19 protein-coding genes and 1 tRNA gene are annotated in these 19175 nt (G+C 71.7%); 3 read left to right on the forward strand and 17 right to left on the reverse strand.

Annotated features, from left to right (window positions below):
* Positions 1–2: 2 nt before the first annotated feature.
* The 5 genes from B5D60_RS05610 to B5D60_RS05630 form a co-directional block, all read right to left on the reverse strand.
* Entirely contained in the window at positions 3–755 is a 753-nt protein-coding gene (locus B5D60_RS05610) for a zinc metalloprotease (RefSeq protein WP_078699236.1), read from the reverse strand.
* Entirely contained in the window at positions 752–1351 is a 600-nt protein-coding gene (locus B5D60_RS05615; RefSeq protein ID WP_078699237.1) for a hypothetical protein, read from the reverse strand. Before B5D60_RS05615 ends, B5D60_RS05610 begins: the two co-directional genes overlap by 4 nt.
* A gap of 34 nt (positions 1352–1385) precedes the next feature.
* Entirely contained in the window at positions 1386–2411 is a 1026-nt protein-coding gene (locus B5D60_RS05620) for a heme-binding protein (protein WP_078699238.1), read from the reverse strand.
* Between the two features lie 102 nt (positions 2412–2513).
* Positions 2514–3971, reverse strand: coding sequence for a lysine--tRNA ligase (gene lysS / locus B5D60_RS05625; RefSeq protein WP_078701299.1), 1458 nt, complete (start codon positions 3969–3971; stop codon positions 2514–2516).
* A gap of 191 nt (positions 3972–4162) precedes the next feature.
* The gene (locus tag B5D60_RS05630) at positions 4163–4744 is read right to left on the reverse strand and encodes a 1-acyl-sn-glycerol-3-phosphate acyltransferase (protein ID WP_172806262.1); all 582 of its coding nucleotides are present in this window, start codon (positions 4742–4744) and stop codon (positions 4163–4165) included.
* Between the two features lie 128 nt (positions 4745–4872).
* Here B5D60_RS05630 and B5D60_RS05635 point away from each other — a divergent pair, with 128 nt between their 5' ends.
* A complete protein-coding gene (locus B5D60_RS05635; RefSeq protein WP_172806263.1) occupies positions 4873–5598 on the forward strand; it encodes a glycerophosphodiester phosphodiesterase in 726 nt (241 codons plus the stop codon).
* Between the two features lie 121 nt (positions 5599–5719).
* On the opposite strand, the gene B5D60_RS05640 is transcribed toward B5D60_RS05635, so the two are convergent.
* Genes B5D60_RS05640 through B5D60_RS05655 form a run of 4 tightly spaced genes read right to left on the reverse strand, consistent with a single transcriptional unit; the run spans position 5720 to position 8651 of the window.
* Positions 5720–6496, reverse strand: a complete 777-nt coding sequence (locus B5D60_RS05640; RefSeq protein ID WP_078699240.1) for a type III pantothenate kinase — start codon at positions 6494–6496, stop codon at positions 5720–5722.
* 31 nt (positions 6497–6527) lie between these two features.
* On the reverse strand, positions 6528–6944 hold the full coding sequence (panD, locus tag B5D60_RS05645) for an aspartate 1-decarboxylase (protein WP_078699241.1): 417 nt from the start codon (positions 6942–6944) through the stop codon (positions 6528–6530).
* A gap of 4 nt (positions 6945–6948) precedes the next feature.
* The gene (gene panC / locus B5D60_RS05650; RefSeq protein ID WP_078699242.1) at positions 6949–7794 is read right to left on the reverse strand and encodes a pantoate--beta-alanine ligase; all 846 of its coding nucleotides are present in this window, start codon (positions 7792–7794) and stop codon (positions 6949–6951) included.
* On the reverse strand, positions 7794–8651 hold the full coding sequence (locus B5D60_RS05655; protein WP_078699243.1) for a Rossmann-like and DUF2520 domain-containing protein: 858 nt from the start codon (positions 8649–8651) through the stop codon (positions 7794–7796). The genes panC and B5D60_RS05655 overlap by 1 nt, the downstream gene beginning before the upstream one ends.
* Positions 8652–8793: 142 nt before the next feature.
* On the opposite strand from B5D60_RS05655, the gene B5D60_RS05660 reads away from it, so the two are divergent.
* Together B5D60_RS05660 and B5D60_RS05665 are read left to right on the forward strand one after the other, a co-directional pair.
* The gene (locus tag B5D60_RS05660) at positions 8794–10266 is read left to right on the forward strand and encodes a polysaccharide pyruvyl transferase family protein (protein ID WP_078699244.1); all 1473 of its coding nucleotides are present in this window, start codon (positions 8794–8796) and stop codon (positions 10264–10266) included.
* A gap of 192 nt (positions 10267–10458) precedes the next feature.
* Positions 10459–10534: transfer RNA gene (locus B5D60_RS05665), tRNA-Lys, on the forward strand.
* Positions 10535–10577: 43 nt separating this feature from the next.
* On the opposite strand, the gene B5D60_RS05670 is transcribed toward B5D60_RS05665, so the two are convergent.
* The 8 genes from B5D60_RS05670 to B5D60_RS05705 form a co-directional block, all read right to left on the reverse strand.
* Positions 10578–11456: an alpha/beta fold hydrolase gene (locus tag B5D60_RS05670; RefSeq protein WP_078699245.1), complete on the reverse strand. Its 879-nt coding sequence runs from the start codon at positions 11454–11456 to the stop codon at positions 10578–10580.
* Entirely contained in the window at positions 11453–12262 is an 810-nt protein-coding gene (locus B5D60_RS05675) for an ABC transporter ATP-binding protein (protein ID WP_078699246.1), read from the reverse strand. The genes B5D60_RS05670 and B5D60_RS05675 overlap by 4 nt, the downstream gene beginning before the upstream one ends.
* Before the next feature lie 15 nt (positions 12263–12277).
* A complete protein-coding gene (locus tag B5D60_RS05680; RefSeq protein WP_078699247.1) occupies positions 12278–13069 on the reverse strand; it encodes an ABC transporter permease in 792 nt (263 codons plus the stop codon).
* Positions 13066–13893 carry an ABC transporter permease gene (locus B5D60_RS05685; RefSeq protein WP_172806264.1) on the reverse strand — a complete coding sequence of 276 codons (828 nt, stop codon included), beginning with the start codon at positions 13891–13893 and terminating at the stop codon, positions 13066–13068. The genes B5D60_RS05680 and B5D60_RS05685 overlap by 4 nt, the downstream gene beginning before the upstream one ends.
* 32 nt (positions 13894–13925) lie before the next feature.
* Positions 13926–14906, reverse strand: coding sequence for an ABC transporter substrate-binding protein (locus B5D60_RS05690; RefSeq protein WP_078699249.1), 981 nt, complete (start codon positions 14904–14906; stop codon positions 13926–13928).
* Entirely contained in the window at positions 14903–16351 is a 1449-nt protein-coding gene (locus B5D60_RS05695; RefSeq protein ID WP_078699250.1) for an FAD-binding oxidoreductase, read from the reverse strand. Before B5D60_RS05695 ends, B5D60_RS05690 begins: the two co-directional genes overlap by 4 nt.
* A 109-nt stretch (positions 16352–16460) precedes the next feature.
* Positions 16461–18356: a helix-turn-helix domain-containing protein gene (locus tag B5D60_RS05700; RefSeq protein ID WP_078699251.1), complete on the reverse strand. Its 1896-nt coding sequence runs from the start codon at positions 18354–18356 to the stop codon at positions 16461–16463.
* A 49-nt stretch (positions 18357–18405) separates the two neighbouring features.
* Complete coding sequence (locus B5D60_RS05705) at positions 18406–19161, reverse strand: SDR family NAD(P)-dependent oxidoreductase (protein ID WP_078699252.1); 756 nt, start codon at positions 19159–19161, stop codon at positions 18406–18408.
* Positions 19162–19175 lie beyond the last annotated feature (14 nt).

The raw sequence follows: 19175 nt of genomic DNA on the forward strand, positions 1-19175 counted from the left end.
GCTCACTGGCCCGCACGGGTCTGGCAGCGGCCGCGCACGGTGCTGCCCTGGCCCGAGGTCAACAGGACCGAGCTGCGGACGCTCACCGCGCACCGCGTCTGGGCCATGAGGTTCTCCCGCGCCGACGTGGCCGTCGGGCAGTCGTCCCCGTGGTTGTGGGAGAGGTCGAGGAAGTGGCCGAGCTCGTGCGCCGCGGTGCGGGAGAAGGCCTCCGCCGCGCGGCCGACCTCGCCGCCGACGAGGCCGTCGGACTTCCCGCCCTTGCTGCAGTCGCCGGGCACCGGGGAGATCCCCACGAAGTCGTCGCTGATGTTCGCGACGAGGAACATGTCGACCCCGTCGTTCGGGACGCCCCAGTCGTCGGACAGGTCGTCGGCCTCGGACTCGCTGCCGAGGTCCTCGTACCCGTCGGCCGCGGGCACGTCGATCCAGAAGTACTGGACCCGGCCGAGCCCGAGCGACGCGTCGGCGTAGATCCGACGAATCCGGTGCACGGCGTAGTCGACGCGCTCGTCGGCCTCGGCCAGCGTCACCGAGGCGGCGTCGAAGCCGACCTCGATCAGGTTGAGGTGGACGTGCTTGCGCTCGAGCGCCGTGAAGGCCTCACCGAGCGTGACCTGCACCGGCGACCCCGTGCTGGGGTCAGGGGGCGGCGTGCCGCGCCAGAATCCGAGCACGTCGCGCATCACCGAGAGGTTCCCGGCGCCACCCAGGCCCATCGCGGACATCGCCTGGCGCACCGACCGCACGCTCATGTCGTGGCCTCGGTCTCCAGCGCGGTCACGCGGGCCGTGAGGTCGGCGATCGCCGCCGTGGCCGCGGTCAGCTCGGTCGTCAGTGCGGTCACCTGACCCGTGAGGGTCGTGAGGGTGGCCGCCACGTCCTGCCCCGCGACGACTGCGCCGTCGGGCATCGTGACGCGGCCGTTCACGACGACGCCGCCGGTGTAGTCGCGGTCCCAGTTCACGACCAGCTGGTCGCCAAAGCCGTGCACCAGCGCACGACGGAACGGGTTGCGACGGATCGAGGTCGAGAACCGGCCTCGCCGCTCCGCGCCGCCGTCGAGCATGAAGTCGGTGCCGAACTGCTGCATGATCCGGCTGCGGACGATCAGCCAGTCCCGGTTGTTGAAGCCCAGGATCTGCTTGCAGCTGTTGACGCTGACCCCGCCGGGATAGTCGCTGTCCCAGTTGAGGGTCAGACCGTCGTCGAAGTCGTGGACCAGCGCCCGCCGGAACGGGGTGTTGGTCTTGCGGCGCGCGGTGGCGTCGAGCATGAGGTCGTTCGCCGTGGCGCGCACGACGAGGCCCTCCAGGTGGATGAAGTCGCCCTCGAAGCGGATGTCGGTCATCTCGGTGGTCCTGTCAGGAAGGGTGGGAGTGGTTTCAGCTCGGCATGACCGAGTAGCCGGCGGGGGACGGGACGGGAGCGTCCTCGACCTTCGCGAGCGTGTTGATGCTGACGTGCGGCCACTTGATCCGGCCCGGGCCGCCGTCGAAGCGGTCGAAGAAGTCCAGCTGGACGACCTGCACGTACTGCAGGCGCAGGCCGGTGCTGCCGTCCTCGCGCCGGACCTCCTGGATCCAGAAGGTCGACTTCATCTCCGAGGCGTTCGCCTGCCGCACGATGAAGGGGATGTTCGAGATGCCGCCGGTGGCGACGGTGCTGTCGAACTCCAGCTTCGTCGTGCGGACGATGTCCACGCCCTCGTTCGCGGCCTTCAGCAGCGCCGTCGAGTCGAGCGGGTCGAACAGTCCACGGAAGAGGTTCTCGTGGAAGTGCTTGTACGGCGCCAGGTAGGGGTTCTGCTCGATGTCCTGGTTGACGCCGAGCGGTAGCGCGTTGATGGGCGGGATGGTCGGCGGCCCGTCGGAGATCGAGGCGGTGCCCAGCCCCAGCACGGAGTCACCGTGCGGGACCGTCGCGAGTCGCGCGATGTCGACGACGTCCTCGTTCAACGGGTCGGACATGTTGAGGAACAGGCCCGGCTCGTGGTGGATCGCCCCACCGGGGTCGCCCTGCAGGCCCGAGGCGGGGAAGTCCTCGCCGACGAGCTGGTTGATGCCCTGCTCGTAGTCGAGTGCGACGAGCAGCTGGTCCGCGTGCGGGGTCACGCCTCCGGCGGCCGGCGCGATGCCCCGGTTGGGGACGGCCTTGTCGACGAGGCTGAAGGTGAGCTTCTCGTTGTACTGGTGGAGCAGCAGCCGGTACGCGGGCCGGAAGGTCGCGCCCTGGGGCGGGCCGAACGGCAGCGCGATCATGTTCCAACCGCGGCCGGCGAGGTCGGGCTCATTGGTCCAGACGCCGGGCAGCAGCTTGAAGGGACCGAGGTCCTCGTCGCCGGTGACCGCCGGGGCGACCTCACGTACCTGGCCCCGGAGGGCGTCGAGCTGTTCGGAAGCGGTTCTCATGGGGGGACACCTCTGAGGTATCGAAGGTTCCGCCTCCGACGCCCCGAGTGCGTCCCTGCGGACTGATGTCGATGACGAGATCAGTCGCGCAACGGGTGATACCTACTCGCGGCGCTGCACCGGGAAGAGGATGGCCTCCCGGATGCCGATGCCCTGCAGCAGCATGACGAGCCGGTCGACGCCGAGACCGATGCCGCCGGCGGGCGGCATGCCGAACTCGAGCGCCCGTAGGAAGTCCTCGTCGACGTCCATCGCCTCGGGGTCGCCGGCCGCGGCGAGGCGGGCCTGCTCCTCGAGCCGCTCGCGCTGGATGACCGGGTCGTTGAGCTCGGAGTACGCGGGCGCCAGCTCGACGCCGTTGATGATGAGGTCCCACGCCTCGACCAGGCCCGGGGTGGTGCGGTGCTTCTTCGCCAGCGGGCGCACGGCCTCGGGGTAGTCGCACACGAACGTGGGCTGGATGAGGGTGTGCTCGACGAGCTTCTCGAAGAGCTCGAGCACGACCTCGCCCGCGCCCCAGCCGTCCTGCAGCGAGACGCCGTGGTCGCGAGCGACCTCGCGCACCTGCTCCTCGGGGGTGTGCACGTCGATCGCCGCGCCCGTGGCCTCCGCCACGAGCTCGTGGATGGTGGCGCGGCGCCACGGCGCCTCGAGGTCGATCGAGGTGCCGTCGCGACCCGTGACGACCGTCTTGCCGACGGCGCGCGCGGCATCGACGACGAGGGCCTGCACCAGCTCGGCCATCGTGTCGTAGGAGCCGTAGGCCTCGTACGCCTCGAGCATCATGAACTCGGGGTTGTGGGTGTTGTCGACGCCCTCGTTGCGGAAGGTCTTGCCGATCTCGTAGACCTTGTCGATGCCGCCGACGAGCGAGCGCTTGAGGTGCAGCTCCAGCGCGATGCGGAGCAGCTGCGGCTCGTCGAAGGCGTTGAGGTGCGTGTGGAACGGGCGCGCGGCGGCGCCGCCGTTGGTGTGCTGCAGGACGGGCGTCTCGACCTCGATGTACCCGTGGCGGTCCAGGGTGGCGCGGAGCGACTTCAGCACGGCGGCCTTGACGCGCACGTTCTGGCGGGCCTCCTCGCGGACCACGAGGTCGAGGTAGCGCATCCGGGTGCGGGCCTCGTCGGAGAGCGGCTTGTGCTCCACCGGCATGGGACGCAGCGTCTTGGCCGCGATCCGCCACTGCGAGGCCATGACCGACAGCTCGCCGCGGCGGCTCGTGATGACCTCACCGGTGACGCCCAGGTGGTCGCCCAGGTCGACGAGCGCCTTGAAGTCGGCCAGCGACTCCTCCCCCACCTCGGCGAGGGAGAGCATCGCCTGGATCTCGCTGCCGTCGCCCTCGCGCAGGCGGACGAAGCAGAGCTTGCCGGTGTTGCGCAGGAAGATGACGCGGCCCGTGATCGACACGGTCAGGCCGGTGTGCGCGTCGGGGCCGAGCTGCTCGGGATCGTGCGCCTCGACGATCTCGCGGATCGTGTGGGTGCGCTCGACGAGCAGGGGGTACGGATCGACGCCGGCGTCCAGCATCCGCTGGCGCTTCTCCCGGCGCACCCGCATCTGCTCGGGCAGGTCGTCCTCGGGAAGCTCAGGCGTCTCGGTCACGAGGCACGAGTCTAGTCGGCCCCACCTGCACACCGACGCTCCCCGCCTCAGCCGCGACTTTTGTGACGACATTCGCCGGCCTGGTCCGATTTCGCCCGAACCGCGTCACAAAAGTCGAGCGACGGAGGCCAAGGCGTGGCCCACGGTCACTCGGCCGGGCGGTCCTCCTCGGCCAGCCGCGGCTCGACGCGACGCTCGGGGCGGACGCCGGCCTTGTCGGCGAAGAACGCTCGGATGACGTCCATGTCGGCGCGGACGTCCCCGGTGAGGCGGATCGTCGGGCCGAGGCCGGCGGTCATCGTGGTGCGGTCGCAGTAGCCGAGGGTGACGGGCAGGTCGGCCTCTCGCGCCAGCCGGTAGAAGCCCGACTTCCAGCGCTTGACGTTGCCGCGGGTGCCCTCAGGCGTGATCACGAGCTGGAAGTTGTCGCCCGACCGCGCGTGCTCGATGAGCTCGTCGATGACGCCCGCCGGGTTCTGGCGGTCGACCTCGATGCCGCCGAGCGCCCGCATGAACGGACCCGCGGGGCCGCGGAACAGTTCCTTCTTGCCCAGGAAGTGGGGCCGGAAGCCGGACTTCCACGCGATGGCCAGCATGAGGACGAAGTCCCAGTTCGACGTGTGGGGGCCCGCCAGCAGGATCGTGGGGCCCTTCGGTGCCGGCTCCGACCGGAAGCTCCACCGGCTGACGAACCAGAACACGTCGGCGACCAGGCGCAAGATCCTCATCCCCGGAGGCTAGCGCGCCCCGGCGCGGTCGGCCGGACAGGTCGCCGGCCTCCGGCGGGCGTCGCATGTTCGGCGGATCCACAGCCTGCGTTCATCTCACGGTCAGGTCGGCGGGGCACCGTGGAGGCATGACGACAGCTCCGCGGATCACCGCACACCGGGGCCAGAGCGCGACGCACCCCGAGAACACCATTCCCGCGCTCCGCGAAGCGGTGCGCCTGGGGGCCGACGCCCTCGAGTTCGACGTCCAGCCCACCGCGGACGGCTCGATCGTGCTGATGCACGACCGCTCGCCGCTTCGCACGACGAACATCCGCCACGTCCAGACCTCGAAGGTCGGCCTGTCGGTGCAGCGGTTCACGCTGGCCGAGCTGGCGCAGCTGGACGCCGGCAGCTGGAAGTCGCCGGCGTTCGCCGGCACTCCGGTGCCCACCCTGCGCGACGTCGTGCACGCGCTGCGCGGCACCGAGGTGCGGCTCGTGGTCGAGATGAAGTCGGCGCCCGCGGACCCGCGCTCCTACGTCCGTGCCGTATTGGAGGAGCTCGGCGGGCACAGCCGCGTCACGCTGATGAGCTTCGACCGCGCCCTCGCCGAGGCCGCCCTGCCGGTGCACCACGCCGTGGGCCTGGTGACCCGCGGCCGGCCGAACGCCACCGACATCGACCGCTTCGACGAGTTCCACGTGAGCGCCCGCCGGGTCGACCGCGCCCTGGTCGACCGCGTGCACGCCGGCGGCGGCACCCTCACCGCCTGGACCGTGGACGACCCGCGCCAGATCGAGCGGCTCGCGGCCCTCGGAGTGGACGGCATCACCACGAACGACGTCTCGGCGGCCCGGCCGGCCCTGGTCTGACCTCAGCCCTGCTGCCGCGGCCGCGTGTCCGACGTCTCCAGTCGCCACTTTTGGAACAGGATCCACGTGCCGACCGCGTCAGAACGTGGATCCTGTTCCAAAAGTGGGCAGGGGGACGCGGTCAGCGGTTCTTCGCGGCGACGAGGCGCAGGCCCTGGAGGGTCAGCTTCGGGTCGCGGGCGGTGATCGTCTCGCACTCGGTCAGCACGACGGCGGCGTGGCTGCCGGTGGCGATGACCGAGACGTCGTCGGGGTCCTCGCCGAGGGACTCGATCATCCGCTCGACGATCGCGTCGATGAGGCCGGCGAAGCCGAAGACGATCCCGGACTGCAGCGCCTCCACGGTGTTCTTGCCGATGACGTCGCGAGGCGTGGTGATCTCGACGCTGCGAAGCTGGGCGCTGCGGCGGACGATCGCGTCGAGCGAGACCTCGACGCCGGGCGCGATCGCGCCGCCGAGGTAGCGACCTTTGGCGTCGATCGCATCGACCACGGTGGCCGTGCCGGTGAGGTCGACGACGATCGCGGGGCCGCCGTAGAGCTCCTTCGCCGCCAGCGCGTTGACGATGCGGTCGGTGCCGACCTCACGCGGGTTGTCGGTGTGGATCGGCACGCCGGTCTTCACGCCGGGCCCGACGACCCACGCGGGAATGTTCTCGTAGTACCGCAGGTAGGTGCGCCGCAGCGCCACCAGCAGGGCGGGCACGGTGCAGCACATGGCGATCTCGTCGACCTCGGGCAGCCCCGAGCGGCGCAGGAAGCCCTCCACCACGAGGAACCACTCATCGGAGGTCCGGCGCTCGTCGGAGGCGACGACGAAGTCGGCGACGAGCTCGTCGCCGTCGAACAGCCCGATGCTGGTCTCGGCGTTGCCCGCGTCGATCGCCAGCAGGGTCATTCCGACCCCACGGTCACGCGCCCGCGCTCGCTCATACGGTCACCAGGTCGCCTCGCTTGAGGCCGGAGTCGGCCGGGACCTCGGCGGCGTCGTGGCCGAGCGTGACGATCGAGTTGTCGGCATCGACGAACACGACGCTGGGCTCGAGCCGGCGCGCCTCGGCGTCGTCGACCTGCGCGTAGGCGATGAGGATGACGATGTCGCCGGGGTGCACGAGGTGGGCCGCGGCGCCGTTGATCCCGATGACGCCCGAGCCGCGGGGGCCGGCGATCGTGTAGGTCTCGAGGCGGGCGCCGTTGGTGACGTCGACGATGTGCACGAGCTCGCCGGGCAGGATGTCTGACGCGTCGAGCAGGTCCTCGTCGACGGTGACCGAGCCGACGTAGTGCAGGTCGGCCTGGGTCACGGTGGCGCGGTGGATCTTGGACTTCATCATGGTGCGCAGCATCGGGTCACTTCCCTCGGTTCTTCGCGTCGGCCCCGAGAGGGACCGCGCAGTTGTCGAGCAGGCGCGGTCGGCCCACCCGGGCGGCCACCAGCAGGCGAGACTCCCGGCCGGCCTCCGCCGGTCCGAGGTCAGGGCTGGTGAGCACGAGATAGTCCGGGTCGATGCCGGCGTCGGCCAGCACCTTCCCGGCAGCATGGAGGACGGCCTCGGGGCCGTCGGGACCGGCGTCGACGCCGGCACGGAGCGCGGCCGAGATCGCGGCGGCACGCTCGCGCTCGGACGCGGTCAGGTAGCGGTTGCGCGAGCTCATCGCCAGGCCGTCGGCCTCGCGCACGGTGGGGCACCCGACGACGTCGACGCCCAGGCACAGCTCCTGTGCCATCAGCCGGATGAGCGTGAGCTGCTGGTAGTCCTTCTCGCCGAACACGGCGACGTCGGGACGCACGAGGCCGAACAGCTTCGCGACGACGGTGAGCACCCCGCGGAAGTGGGTGGGCCGCGCGGCGCCCTCGAGAATCGACCCGAGCGGGCCGGGGTCGACCATGATCGCGCCGTCGAGCCCGTGCGGGTACATCTCCTCGACCGTGGGCGCGAAGACCACGTCCACGCCGGCGGCGTCGCATCGCTCGAGGTCGGCCTCGAAGGTGCGCGGGTAGGCGTCGAGGTCCTCCTCCGGCGCGAACTGCGTGGGGTTGACGAAGATCGAGACGACGAGGGTCTCGGCGAGCGGCCGCGCGTGCTCCATGAGGCTCCCGTGGCCGTCGTGGAGCGCGCCCATCGTGGGCACGAGGGCGACGGTGCCGGACGTGGCGGCGCGCAGCTCGGCCGCGGTGCGGACGACGGTGGGCATCAGCGGACCTTCTCGCGGATCACGGCGGTGCGCACGGCGTCGGCCGTGTCGGTGTCGATCCGGCCGGTGGACTCGGCGCGGTCGGCGGTGGCGGTGGCCAGCGCGGCGTAGGTGCGTCGCACGGACGGGTCGTGCAGGTGCGCGACGTGGGCGCGGACCGTGTCGACGTCCCCACGGGCGACGGGGCCGGTGAGGGCGGCGTCGCCGTAGTCCAGCGTGTTGTCGAGCGCGGCGGCCAGCAGGGGGCGCAGCACGGCGGCCGGGTCGTCGGCGCCGATCTCGCGCAGGAGGTCCATCGCCTGGGTGACGATCGTGGTCAGGTGGTTGGCGCCGTGGGCGAGCGACGCGTGATACGTGGCGCGGTCGGCCTCCTCGACCCACATGACCGAGCCGCCCAGGTCGGCGACGAGGGTCTCGGCGACGTCGCGGTCGGCGGGCTCGGCGGTGACGCCGAAGACGCAGCCGCGGTCGATGTCGACCTCGGTGCCGGTGAAGGTCATCGCCGGGTGCATCGCGATGGCGCGGGCGCCGGCGTGGACGAACGGCGCGAGGACGGCCAGCCCGTGGCGGCCGCTGGTGTGCGCGAAGAGCCGGCCGGGACCGGCGAGGGGCGCGAGCTCGGCGACGACGTCGGCCAGTGCGTCGTCAGGCACCGCCAGGATGACGATCTCGGCCCGGCGGACGACCTCGGCACGGTCGAGCACGGGGATGTCGGTGAGCAGGGTCTGGACGCGCAGGTGCGACGCGTCCGAGCGTCCGCTGACGCCGACGAGATGGTGGCCGGCTCGCTGGAGCCGGGCGGCGAGGACAGCACCGACACGGCCGGCGCCGACCACACCCACGCGGGGGTGCGACATGTGTGTTGCCTTTCGTTCCAGTCCCGGAGCGGGTACCAGACAAAGTGACGCCGTCAGTCTACGTCGCCATCCCGGCGGACGGGAGACGAGGTGACGAGGGTCACACACACGCGGGCGCGGGTTGCTCTGCCACACTGACGCCATGGCTCGGATCCTGATCCGCGCGGGCAAGGACCCGTTCACGGCAGTCGTACCCGAGACGACGCTGACGCAGGACGTCTTCAACTCCAACAGCGGGAACTTCCTGTTCCAACACTCGGTGTGGAAGGCCCTCGACGTGGCGCCGCACGAGCTGGTCGCGAACTCCACCCTGAGCGAGCGCCGCACCGCCACCGCCGAGGACGCCGCCCGCATCAACGAGGAGTTCGACCACTTCGTCGTGCCGATGGCGAACTCGTTCCGCGCCGACTTCGCGGACAAGCTCGACCACCTCGCCGCTCTCATCGAGCAGCTGACGATCCCCACCACCGTGATCGGCATCGGCGCGCAGGCCCCGGCCGACCGATCGTTCGACGCGCTCGCGAGCGTCCGCGACGTGAGCCGTCGCTTCGTGGCGGCCGTGCTGGAGCGCTCCCCCTCGATCGGCGTGCGCGGCGAGTTCACCCGCGACTTCCTCGTGGACCTCGGGTTCCCCGGCGCCGCGATCGACGTCATCGGCTGCCCGTCGCTGTTCCTGCAGGGCCCCGACCTGAAGGTGCGGGAGCCGGCAGAGCTGGGCGTCGACGCGGCTCTCGGGCTGAACCTGACCCCCGAGGTGCCGGGAATCGGCGCGTTCGCCACCGAGCAGGCCGCGCGGCACCAGAACCTCACCTACGTCGGCCAGGACCAGCACGACCTGCGGCTGCTGCTGTGGGGCGTCCCCCACCCCCACGTCACGGATCCCCTGGTGCCCACGCACCTGCGGCACCCGCTGTACCAGCAGGACCGCATGCGGCTCTTCGTCGACACCTGGACCTGGTACGACTTCCTGGCCCAGCAGGACTTCGTCTACGGCACGCGCTTCCACGGGAACGTCGCGGCGCTGCTGGCCGGCACGCCCGCGCTCATGCTGGCGCACGACTCGCGCACGCTCGAGCTGGCCGAGTACCACCGGATGCCGCACCGGCTGCAGCCGCACTTCGACGAGCCCATCCGCGCGGAGGACCTCGCCGAGGCCACCGACCTCGCGCCGTTCCACGATGCCATGCCCGAGCGCTTCGGCCGCTACACCGCGTTCCTCGAGCGCAACGGCCTGGAGCACCGCTGGCAGGACGGCCGCGACGGCTCGCAGTTCGACGAGCGGCTGGCGCAGGCCTCGCTCCCGCCCGCCGTGCACACCCTGGCGGCACCCGACCTGTCCGAGGTGGCCTCCCGGCTCGAGTGGCTGCGGCACGCGATGGTCATCGACCTCACGCGACACCCGAAGCGCTACGAGTACCCGTTCAACACGCCCACCTACCAGGGCGCCGGCTCGCGGCACGCCCGCCTGGCCGAGCAGCGCGACGCGAAGCTCAAGAGCCAGCAGCAGCGCATCGACGAGCTGACGACGCGGATCGACCGCCTCGAGCGCGTCACGCCCGGCGGACTCGTCGTCCGACTCGTGCGCAAGCTGCGCGCCATGCTCCGCCGTGGCTGACGGTGCCCGAAGCACCGCGCCACCCCTCGCCCGACTTTTGTGACACCTTTCGGGCTGCTCGGGCACCCCGGACCGACTCCTGTCACAAAAGTCGGGTGCTCGGGGCGACAGGCCTTGGAGTCGCGCGCGATGCTCCGCCGGGGCTGAGCGTCCCCGTCCCGGCTGGCACACTGGTCCCTGCGCCACCGGCGCGGGCCTCTAGCTCAATTGGCAGAGCAGCGGACTTTTAATCCGCGGGTTGTGGGTTCGAGTCCCACGGGGCCCACCACGGGGCAGCTGCGACGGGGACGCGTGGGCGCCCCTCGCCTCACTCACGACTCGAGGTTGGCACGCAGCGCCGCGGCGCAGGCCGCCGCACCGTGGTCGGTCATGATGATCGCCGCGTGATCGACACCGTCCACGAGAGCGGCTGAGACGAGCGACGGCGTCGTCGCGACCAAGCGCTCCACGTGGGCGGACGCGTACATCGGAGCCGAGTCGACGCCGATGCTCCAGGGCGCGTAGACCAGCCTCATCGGTGCCCGCACGGCGGCGAGCGCCGCGGCCGGAGCCTCGGAGGTGAAGACCGAGACCGCGTCGTCGACGACCGTCTCGAGGTCCCGGTGCACCGACAGCCCGCCGTCGACCTCCGCGAGGTCATGCCCCACGAGGGTCCGCATGCGCGGGTCGTCGGCGCCCGTCAACGGCGCCACGCTCCCCCGGTAGTGGTCGAGGTACGCCGACTCGTCGGCCCAGACCCGGTCGGCGGCGTACTGCGCGCGGAACTGAGAGGCCACTGCCGCGGCCGGCGGCGGTCCCTGCTCGCCGAAGTCGAGCGGCAGCCCGCCGTCGACCAGGGTGACGGTGCGGACGCGCTCAGGGTGACGGGCGGCGAGCTCGCTGACGATGAAGCCGCCCAGGGACATGCCGAGGAGGTGGACACGATCGAGTCCCAGCGCGTCCAGCAGGGTCACCAGCTGGTCGGCGTGCTCGGCCACCGAGGACGGACCGGGGCGCGCCGGCGACCCTCCGCGGCCTGCGAGGTCGGGAGCGATCATGCTCACCTCCGGCGCGGCGTCGAGGACCCACGACCACAACCGGTTGTTGCTGGACACACCGTGCACCGCCAGCACCGGCTCGGTCGTGCCGGGCCGGCTCAACACCTCGAACGGCCCGGCCACGGCCTCGACCACCTCGATCGTGGCGCTCATGCCGACACCCCTTCGGCGATGCTCGCCGTCTCGCGGCGGATGAGGCTCATGACCTCGCCGCGCAGGCGCAGGAACTCCGGATCGGCCTTCGTCGTCAGCTGGTCGCGGCCGGGCGGCAGGTCGACCTCGAGGTCGGCGGCGATCCGCGCCGGCTTGCCCGCCAGCACGACGACCCGGTCGCCGAGGTAGACCGCCTCGTCGATGTCGTGGGTGACGACCATCAGGGTCAGCCGGGACTCGGCCGCGATGCGCACGACCAGGTCCTCCAGGTCGGCACGGGTCTGGGCGTCCACCGACGCGAACGGCTCGTCCATCAGCAGCACCTGCGGCCGGTAGGCCAGGGCTCGCGCGATGGCCACGCGCTGCTGCATGCCGCCGGACACCTGCCAGGGGTAGAGCCGCTCGACACCGTCCAGACCGACGGCGGCCAGCGCCTCGGCGGCACGGGCGTTGCGTTCCTGCCGCGACAGCGAGCGACGCAACGGCAACGTGACGTTCTCGCGGATGCGCAGCCACGGCATGAGCGAGCGGCCGTAGTCCTGGAACACGACCGCCAGGTCGTCCGGCGGACCCGCCACGGCCTGCCCCGCCACCGCGACCTCTCCCCCGCTGGGCCGCTGGAGCCCGGCGACGCAGCGCAGCAACGTCGACTTGCCCGTGCCCGAGTGGCCCACGACGCAGACGGTCTCTCCCGTCCGGATCTCGAGGTCGACGCCGTCGAGCACGTGTCGCGAGGCTCCGTTGACGTCGAAGGTCTGCTGCAGTCCGGCGATGCGGACGGCGGGGACCGTGGATGACTGGTTCATGAGGACTCCGAGGGATCAGGCGCCGCCGGCGGCGACGGTGGTCGAACCGGCACGACGGCCTTCGTGCCATGACAGCACGAGCCGCTCGACGCCGGCGCTGAGCAGGTTGAGGGCGTAGCCGATCAGACCGAGCAGGATCAGCCCGGACCACATGTCGGCGATCGCGTAGCTGCGCTGCGACTGCAGGATGAAGTAGCCGATGCCCTCGCTGGACCCGAAGAGCTCGCTACCGACCATGACGACGACGGCCACGGAGACGCTGGTCCGCACACCGACCATGATCTGCGGCGCGGCGTTGGGGAGCATCACCCGGGTCACCAGCGTGGCCGCCGAGAGCCGGTACGTGCGAGCGACGTCGCGCACCAGGGGGTCCACGGCGCGCACCCCGTCGACGGTGTTGAGGAAGGTCGGCCAGAACGCGCCCAGCGCGATGATGACGACCTTCGACGTCACGCCGAGACCGAACATCGCCACGATGAGCGGGAGCAGCGCCACGATGGGCGTCGCGCGCATGAACTCGAAGAGCGGGGTCAGGGCGGTGTTGACCCGGGGCATCAGCCCCAGCGCCACGCCCGCGGCCAGGGCTGCGAGCAGCCCGGCAACGAGTCCCAGACCCAGGTTGGTGAGGCTGAACGCCACGTCGGTCGGGACCCGCTCGAAGAGCCACAGCTCCTGGAATCGCTCGAGGATCGTCTGCAGCGGCGGGAAGTAGATCGACGTGCTGTTGGCCGAGGCGAACCACCACGTGGTCACGAGCGCGACGGGCAGCCAGGCCTCGACGGCCAGCGCCGTCAGCCGGCGCCTCATCGGTGCCCCCGAACGGACGGGTGCCAGGCGATGACCCGACGCTCCAGGCGCCTGAACAGCAGCACGACGGCGAGGCCGAGGAAGCCGGACAGCAGCGTGTAGGCGTAGACGTCGACGGTCTCGCCGTTGCGCTGCGCCACGGCGATCAGTGAGCCGACGCCGGGCACCAGGACCAGCAGCTCGACCGAGATCACCAGGAGCATCGCGATGATCGCCGACAGCCGCACGCCCGTGGCGATGTACGGCATGGCGCTGGGCAGCACGACGCGGCCGAGGATCGACCACCGGCCGAGCCCGTAGCTGTGAGCCGTCTCGATCGCCAGTGGATCGGTGTCCCGCACGCCGTAGATCGTCTGCAGGAGCAGGGGCCAGATGCAGGCGGGGATGACGATGAGCAGCACGGCCTCCCGGCTCGCGCCGTAGACGAGCGCCGCCAGGGGGATCAGGCCGAGCGCGGGGATCGTGCGCAGGAAGTCGATCGTGAACCTCGAGCTGCGGTAGGCGAGCGTGCTCCGGCCCAGCAGCAGCCCGATCGGGATGGCCACGGCCAGGGCCACGGCGAGGCCGATCGACCAGGCGGTGAGCGTCTGACCGATGGCGGTCCAGGCCTCGGAGGTGCCCAGCACCTCGGCCAGGCGGGCGAAGGACTCGACGCTGCCGGCCAGCGCCGAGTCGCTGACCTGGTCGGTGACGGCGAGCCACGACCACACGGCCAGGGCCGCCGCGACGGCCGCGACCTGGCTGACCAGGGCGGGCACGGCGCGGCGGGTCCGCCGCGCCGCGGAGGGCGGGACCGGTGCCGACGTCGCTGCGCCGGACACCACCTCCCGATCCTCCGCGACGCGCTCGGACACGGTCACTTCGCCACGACCTGCTCGACGTCGATCGGCTTCGCGATGCCGCCGTACTGGGCCAGGACGTCGTTGATGGTGTCGAAGCTCGAGGGCGAGATGTCGGCCTGAAGCTTGTTGATCTTCGTGGCCTTGGCGACCTCCGGCTTCATCTTGAAGTACTTCTCGAAGATCGGGATGAGCTTGTCCGGGTCCTCGTCGGCCAGCTCGATCGACTCGGCGACGGCGTCCTGCAGGGCGTCGACGGTGTCGGAGTTGGCGTCGGCCCACTCGCGGGTCGCGGTCATGACCAGGCGGGGCGACTCGGCGAAGACCGTCTCGATCGGATCACCGAACGGCACCTCGGCGCCACCGTCGATCAGCTGCGTCATGAACGGGTCGGCCACGAGGGCCGCGTCGATGTCACCGGAGGCGAAGGCGTCGGCGACGGCAGCGAAGGGCACCTCGACGATCTCCACCTTCTTGTCGTCGCCTCCGTCGTCGACGACGACCTGGCGCACCCCGAACTCCGAGGCCGACTTCAGCAGGTTTACGCCGACCTTGCGACCCTCGAGGTCCTTGGGCGTCGTGATGTCGCTGCCCTTCGGCACGACGAGCGCCGAGCCCGAGCTGCCCGAGGCGCCCGCCTCGAAGGTGCTGACACCGCTGACCGCGACGACGGGGACGTTCTGCCCGGCGGCCACGGCCATGCCCGGGCCGGTGTTGACGCTCAGGTCGACCTTGCCGGAGATCAGGGCACCGACGAGGTCGGTGGCCGCGGCCTCCTCGGCGACGAGGTCGATGCCGTGCTTCTCGAAGATGCCCTCCTCGATGCCGAGCAGCACCGGGGCGGAGTCGGGGAGGCTGTAGTTCCAGGTGAGCTGGTTCGCGGCGGCGGCCGAGTCGCCGTCGCCATCCTCGCCGCCACCGCATGCGGCCAGGGCGAGGACGAGCGCCCCGGCGCCGAGGGCACCGAAGAGCTTGCGGGTGGTGGACGGACGGGTCATGACATTTCTCCTGTGGGGGGTGCGGTCGATGTGGTCGGCGGCGAGGTGAAGACCTTGCCGGGGTTGAACAGGTGGGACGGATCGAGGGCGGCCTTCACGGCGCGGTGCATCTCGACGACCTCGGCCGACAGCTCGGCGGTGAGGCCCTCGCGCTTGAGCAGGCCGACGCCGTGCTCGCCCGTGACGGTGCCCCCGAGCGCGATGGCGTCGGCGATGATGTCGTCGAAAGCGGCCTCGGCGCGCGCCCGGGCCACCTCGTCGCCCGGGGGCGTCACCAGCAGCGGGTGCAGGTTCCCGTCCCCGGCGTGGGCGATGTTCGCGATCACGATGTCGTGGCGGACCGCGATGCGCTCGATGCGCGCCAGCATCTCCGGCACCTGCTCCTTGGGGACGCAGACGTCCTCGGTCAGGACCGGTCCGAGGCGTTCGAGCGCTGGATAGGCCAGGCGGCGGGCGGCGAACAGCGCCTCGGCCTCGTCCTCGTCGGTCGAGCGCTCGGCCCAGGTGGCGCCGGCGCCACGGAAGCACGCGACCATCTGCTCGGCGAGAGCCTCGCCGGTCTCGCCCGGCTCGTCGAAGCGGCCCAGCAGGACGACCTCGGCCTCGGTCGACAGGCCCATGTTCTTCCACGCGTCGACGGCCCGCAGGCAGTGCCGGTCGACCAGCTCGAGTGCGGACGGCACCAGGCCGGCCTCGCCCACGGCCCGCACGGCCGCGCCGGCATCCACGACGGAGGAGAAGAAGCCGGCGACCGTCACGGCCGGGGCAGGCAGCGGGCGGAGGCGGACGGTGACCTCGGTGACGATGCCGAGCGTGCCCTCGGACCCGACGACGAGGCCCATCAGGTCGTAGCCCGCGACGCCCTTGGCGGTGCGCCGGCCGAGCCGGACGACCTCACCGCGGCCCGTGACGACCTCGAGCTGCAGGACGTAGTCGCGGGTGACGCCGTACTTGACGCAGCACAGCCCTCCGGCGTTGGTCGCGACGTTGCCGCCGATCGTCGACCACGGGGAGCTGGCGGGGTCCGGCGGGTACCAGAGACCGTGCTCGGCCACCGTCTCGCGCAACACGTCGTTGACCACGCCGGGCTGCACGACGGCGAGCCGCTCCAGGCGGTTGATCTCCAGCACCCGGTTCATGCGCTCGAGCGAGACCACGACACAGCCGTCGAGGGCGTTCGCTCCGCCGGAGAGCCCGGTGCCGGCGCCGCGGGCGACGACGGGAACGCCGTGCCGCAGGCAGGCACGGACGACCTGCACGACGTCGTCGGTGGACGTGGCGCGGACCACGGCGGCGGGTCGTCCGTACGGCGCCCACGCCGCCTGGTCCCGGCTCATGCCCTCCATGACGTCGGGCTCGGTCAGCACGGCCCCCGCGGGCAGCAGACCGACGAGCTCCTCGGCGATGGCGGTGACCGCGACGTCCCGCGCGACGGACGTGGTCATGCGCGGCGCCTACGGATGGATGTGGTGGTCACGGGAATCAGAAGACCAGGCCTGTGGCCCGCGTCACATGGAGGAACTCTCCGGCGTTGTGCGCTCCGAGTGGAGGTTCTCACCCGTGGGTGTCGAGGCGCTCCGCGAGCCTGCGCAACCGCAGCGCGAGCTGGAGCTCCAGGGCGCGGTCGGTGCCGCGCCAGTCGTCACCGAGCAGCTCGGTGATCCGGTCGAGCCGCTGGTAGAGGGTGTTGACGTGCACGTGCAGCGCCGCGCAGGTGCGAGCGTGGTGCTGCGCCTGGCCCAGGTACGTCTCCAGCGTGTCGACCAGGTGGCGGTTCCTCTCGGCGTCGTGCCGCACGAGCGCGCCGATCTGGTCGTCGACGAATGCCCTGGCGTCCCCGCGGCCGGCCCTCCCGAACAACGACGCGTAAGGACTGGTCTCGGCGACGAGCGCACAGGAGTGGCCGCGATCCAGAGCCACGAGCAGCGCGGCGGTCTGGCGCGCCGACTCGTGCGCCGCGCGCAGCGCCGTCACCCCGCCCGGCCAGACCGCGACGCCGACCGCGCCGGGCAGCTCGGGTCCTTCGACGCGCACCACGCGGTCGCGAGCCACGACCGGCTCCACGCGTGGCAGCAGCACGACGGTGTGGCCGGCGTGGTCGGCCGACCAGCCACCGAGGGCGGCCGCGACCCGTTCACCCAGACGTCGCTGAGCTCGCTCGGCCTCCACTCCGTGGTCGAGCACCAGGACCGAGCCGCTCGCGTCCAGGTCCACCCCGGCGGCTCGAGCCCGACGACGCAGGCCGGCCTCGTCGAGACCTGAGGTGAGCGCCGCAGCCAGCAGCTCGCCGCGCGATCGCAGCTCGGCGAGGGCCACGGCTCGCTCCGACACCACGGCGAGCGCCACCGCCACGGCGCCCGTCTCCAGCAGGCGCAGCGCGTTCGGGCTCATGGGCGCGCTCGTCGCCACCACGAGTGCTCCTCCGACACCGTCCCTCAGCGCGATCGCCGTGGCCGAGACGTGGTGTCCCGACTCGGTCTCCCACGTGTGCGTCCGGGCGTCGTCGAACCGGGAGAGGTCGTCCGGCACGGGCACCTCGGCGACCGAAGGTCCGGGATTGAGCACCTCCCCCGTGCGATCGACGACGGCGACGGCCGCACCGACGGCACGCGCGATGACATCGGCGACGTCCGCGACGCCGCCGCCACGCACCACGACATCAGCCAGAGTCTCGCGCAGCTCGCTCGCCTGCTGCAAGGTCGTGTTGCTCTCGCTCACCTCGTCGAGGGCGGCCTGGTAGGACTCGAAGAGGGTGGCATTGCGGAGCGCGACCGCGGCATGCGCCGCCAGCGCGGCCAGCAACTCGATCTCGTGCTCGTGGAACCGCCGGGGCCGACGATCGGCCGCCAGGAGGACGCCGAGCGTGTCGGTCGGCTCGGCGCCGACACGCAGTGGCACGCCGACGATGCCTCCCAGCTGCTCGCTGACGGCCGCGGCGTCGCCGGCAGGGAGCCGGGCGATCGACTCGTCGGTGAGGTAGGACCGGGTCCACATGGGCCGTCCGGTGCGCACGACCTCGCCGCCCAGACCTTCGCCCTCGTGCAGCTCGATGCCGGTGAGCGCCGACCCCATGGACCCGTCGGCGTACTCGATGCGCAGCATCCCGTCGGGCTGGCGCAGCATGATGTAGGCGACGTCGACGGCGAGCAGCTGGCGCGCCTGCACCGCCACCTGCTGCAGCACGTCAGCCGGGTCGTGCAGGGTGGCGAGCCGTCGCGCGAGGTCGTTCAGTGCCGCCAGCTCACGCGCCACCCGACGCCGCTCGTCGAGGCGGTCGCGGATGGTCCGAACGAGGTCGACCTCCGTCTGCAGCGCCGCGTGCCGCTCGGCCGGAGCCTCCGCCAGGAGACGGGCGCGATGCTCCTCGATCTCGTTGGCCGACACGTCGTCGTCGAGCATCCGGAGCCAGTCGGGCACACCGGAGCGCTCGGGTCCGGCCGACGCGTTCATCGAGGCATCATCCCACGGCCGAGGGCGCGACGAGCTCGCACTCCGTCGCCTATCGGGGCGCCATCCGCAGGGCGCCGTCCATCCGGATGGTCTCGCCGTTGAGGTAGTCGTGATCGACGACCATCGTGACGAGCTGGGCGTACTCGGCCGGCGAGCACAGGCGTTGCGGGAACGGGACGCCGGCGGCCAGGCCCGCCCGGAACTCGTCGCTGACGGTGGCCAGCATCGGCGTGTCGACGATGCCCGGCGCGATGGTGCACACGCGGATGCCGTGCTGCGCGAGGTCGCGGGCGGCAGGCAGGGTCATGCCGACGACGCCGCCCTTCGACGAGGCGTAGGCGACCTGGCCGACCTGTCCGTCGTAGGCGGCGATCGAGGCGGTGTTGACGATGACCCCGCGCTGGCCGTGCTCGTCGGGCTCGGTCGCGGCGATGGCCTCCGACCCCAGGGCGAGCACGGTGAACGTGCCGACGAGGTTGATCTGCACGACCTTGGCGTAGAGGGCCAGGTCGTGGACGCCCCTGCGGCCCAGGATGCGTGCCGACGGGGCGATGCCGGCGCAGCTCACCACGGTGCGCAGCGGAGCGTCGGCGCTGGCCGTCGCGACGGCGGCGCCGACCTGGGACTCGTCGGTCACGTCGGCTGCCACGTAGGTCACTCCGGGCACCTGGGACGCCTGCTCGATCGCCGCCGGCAGGTCGAGCGCGTGGACGGTCGCACCCTTCTCGGCGAGGGCTCGCGCGGTCGCGGCGCCGAGTCCGGACGCCCCGCCCGTGACGATGGCGGCGGTGTCGATGAGCTGCATGGTTCTCCTGGGGT

Source organism: Aeromicrobium choanae, from assembly GCF_900167475.1.
GTDB classification, from domain to species: domain Bacteria; phylum Actinomycetota; class Actinomycetes; order Propionibacteriales; family Nocardioidaceae; genus Aeromicrobium; species Aeromicrobium choanae.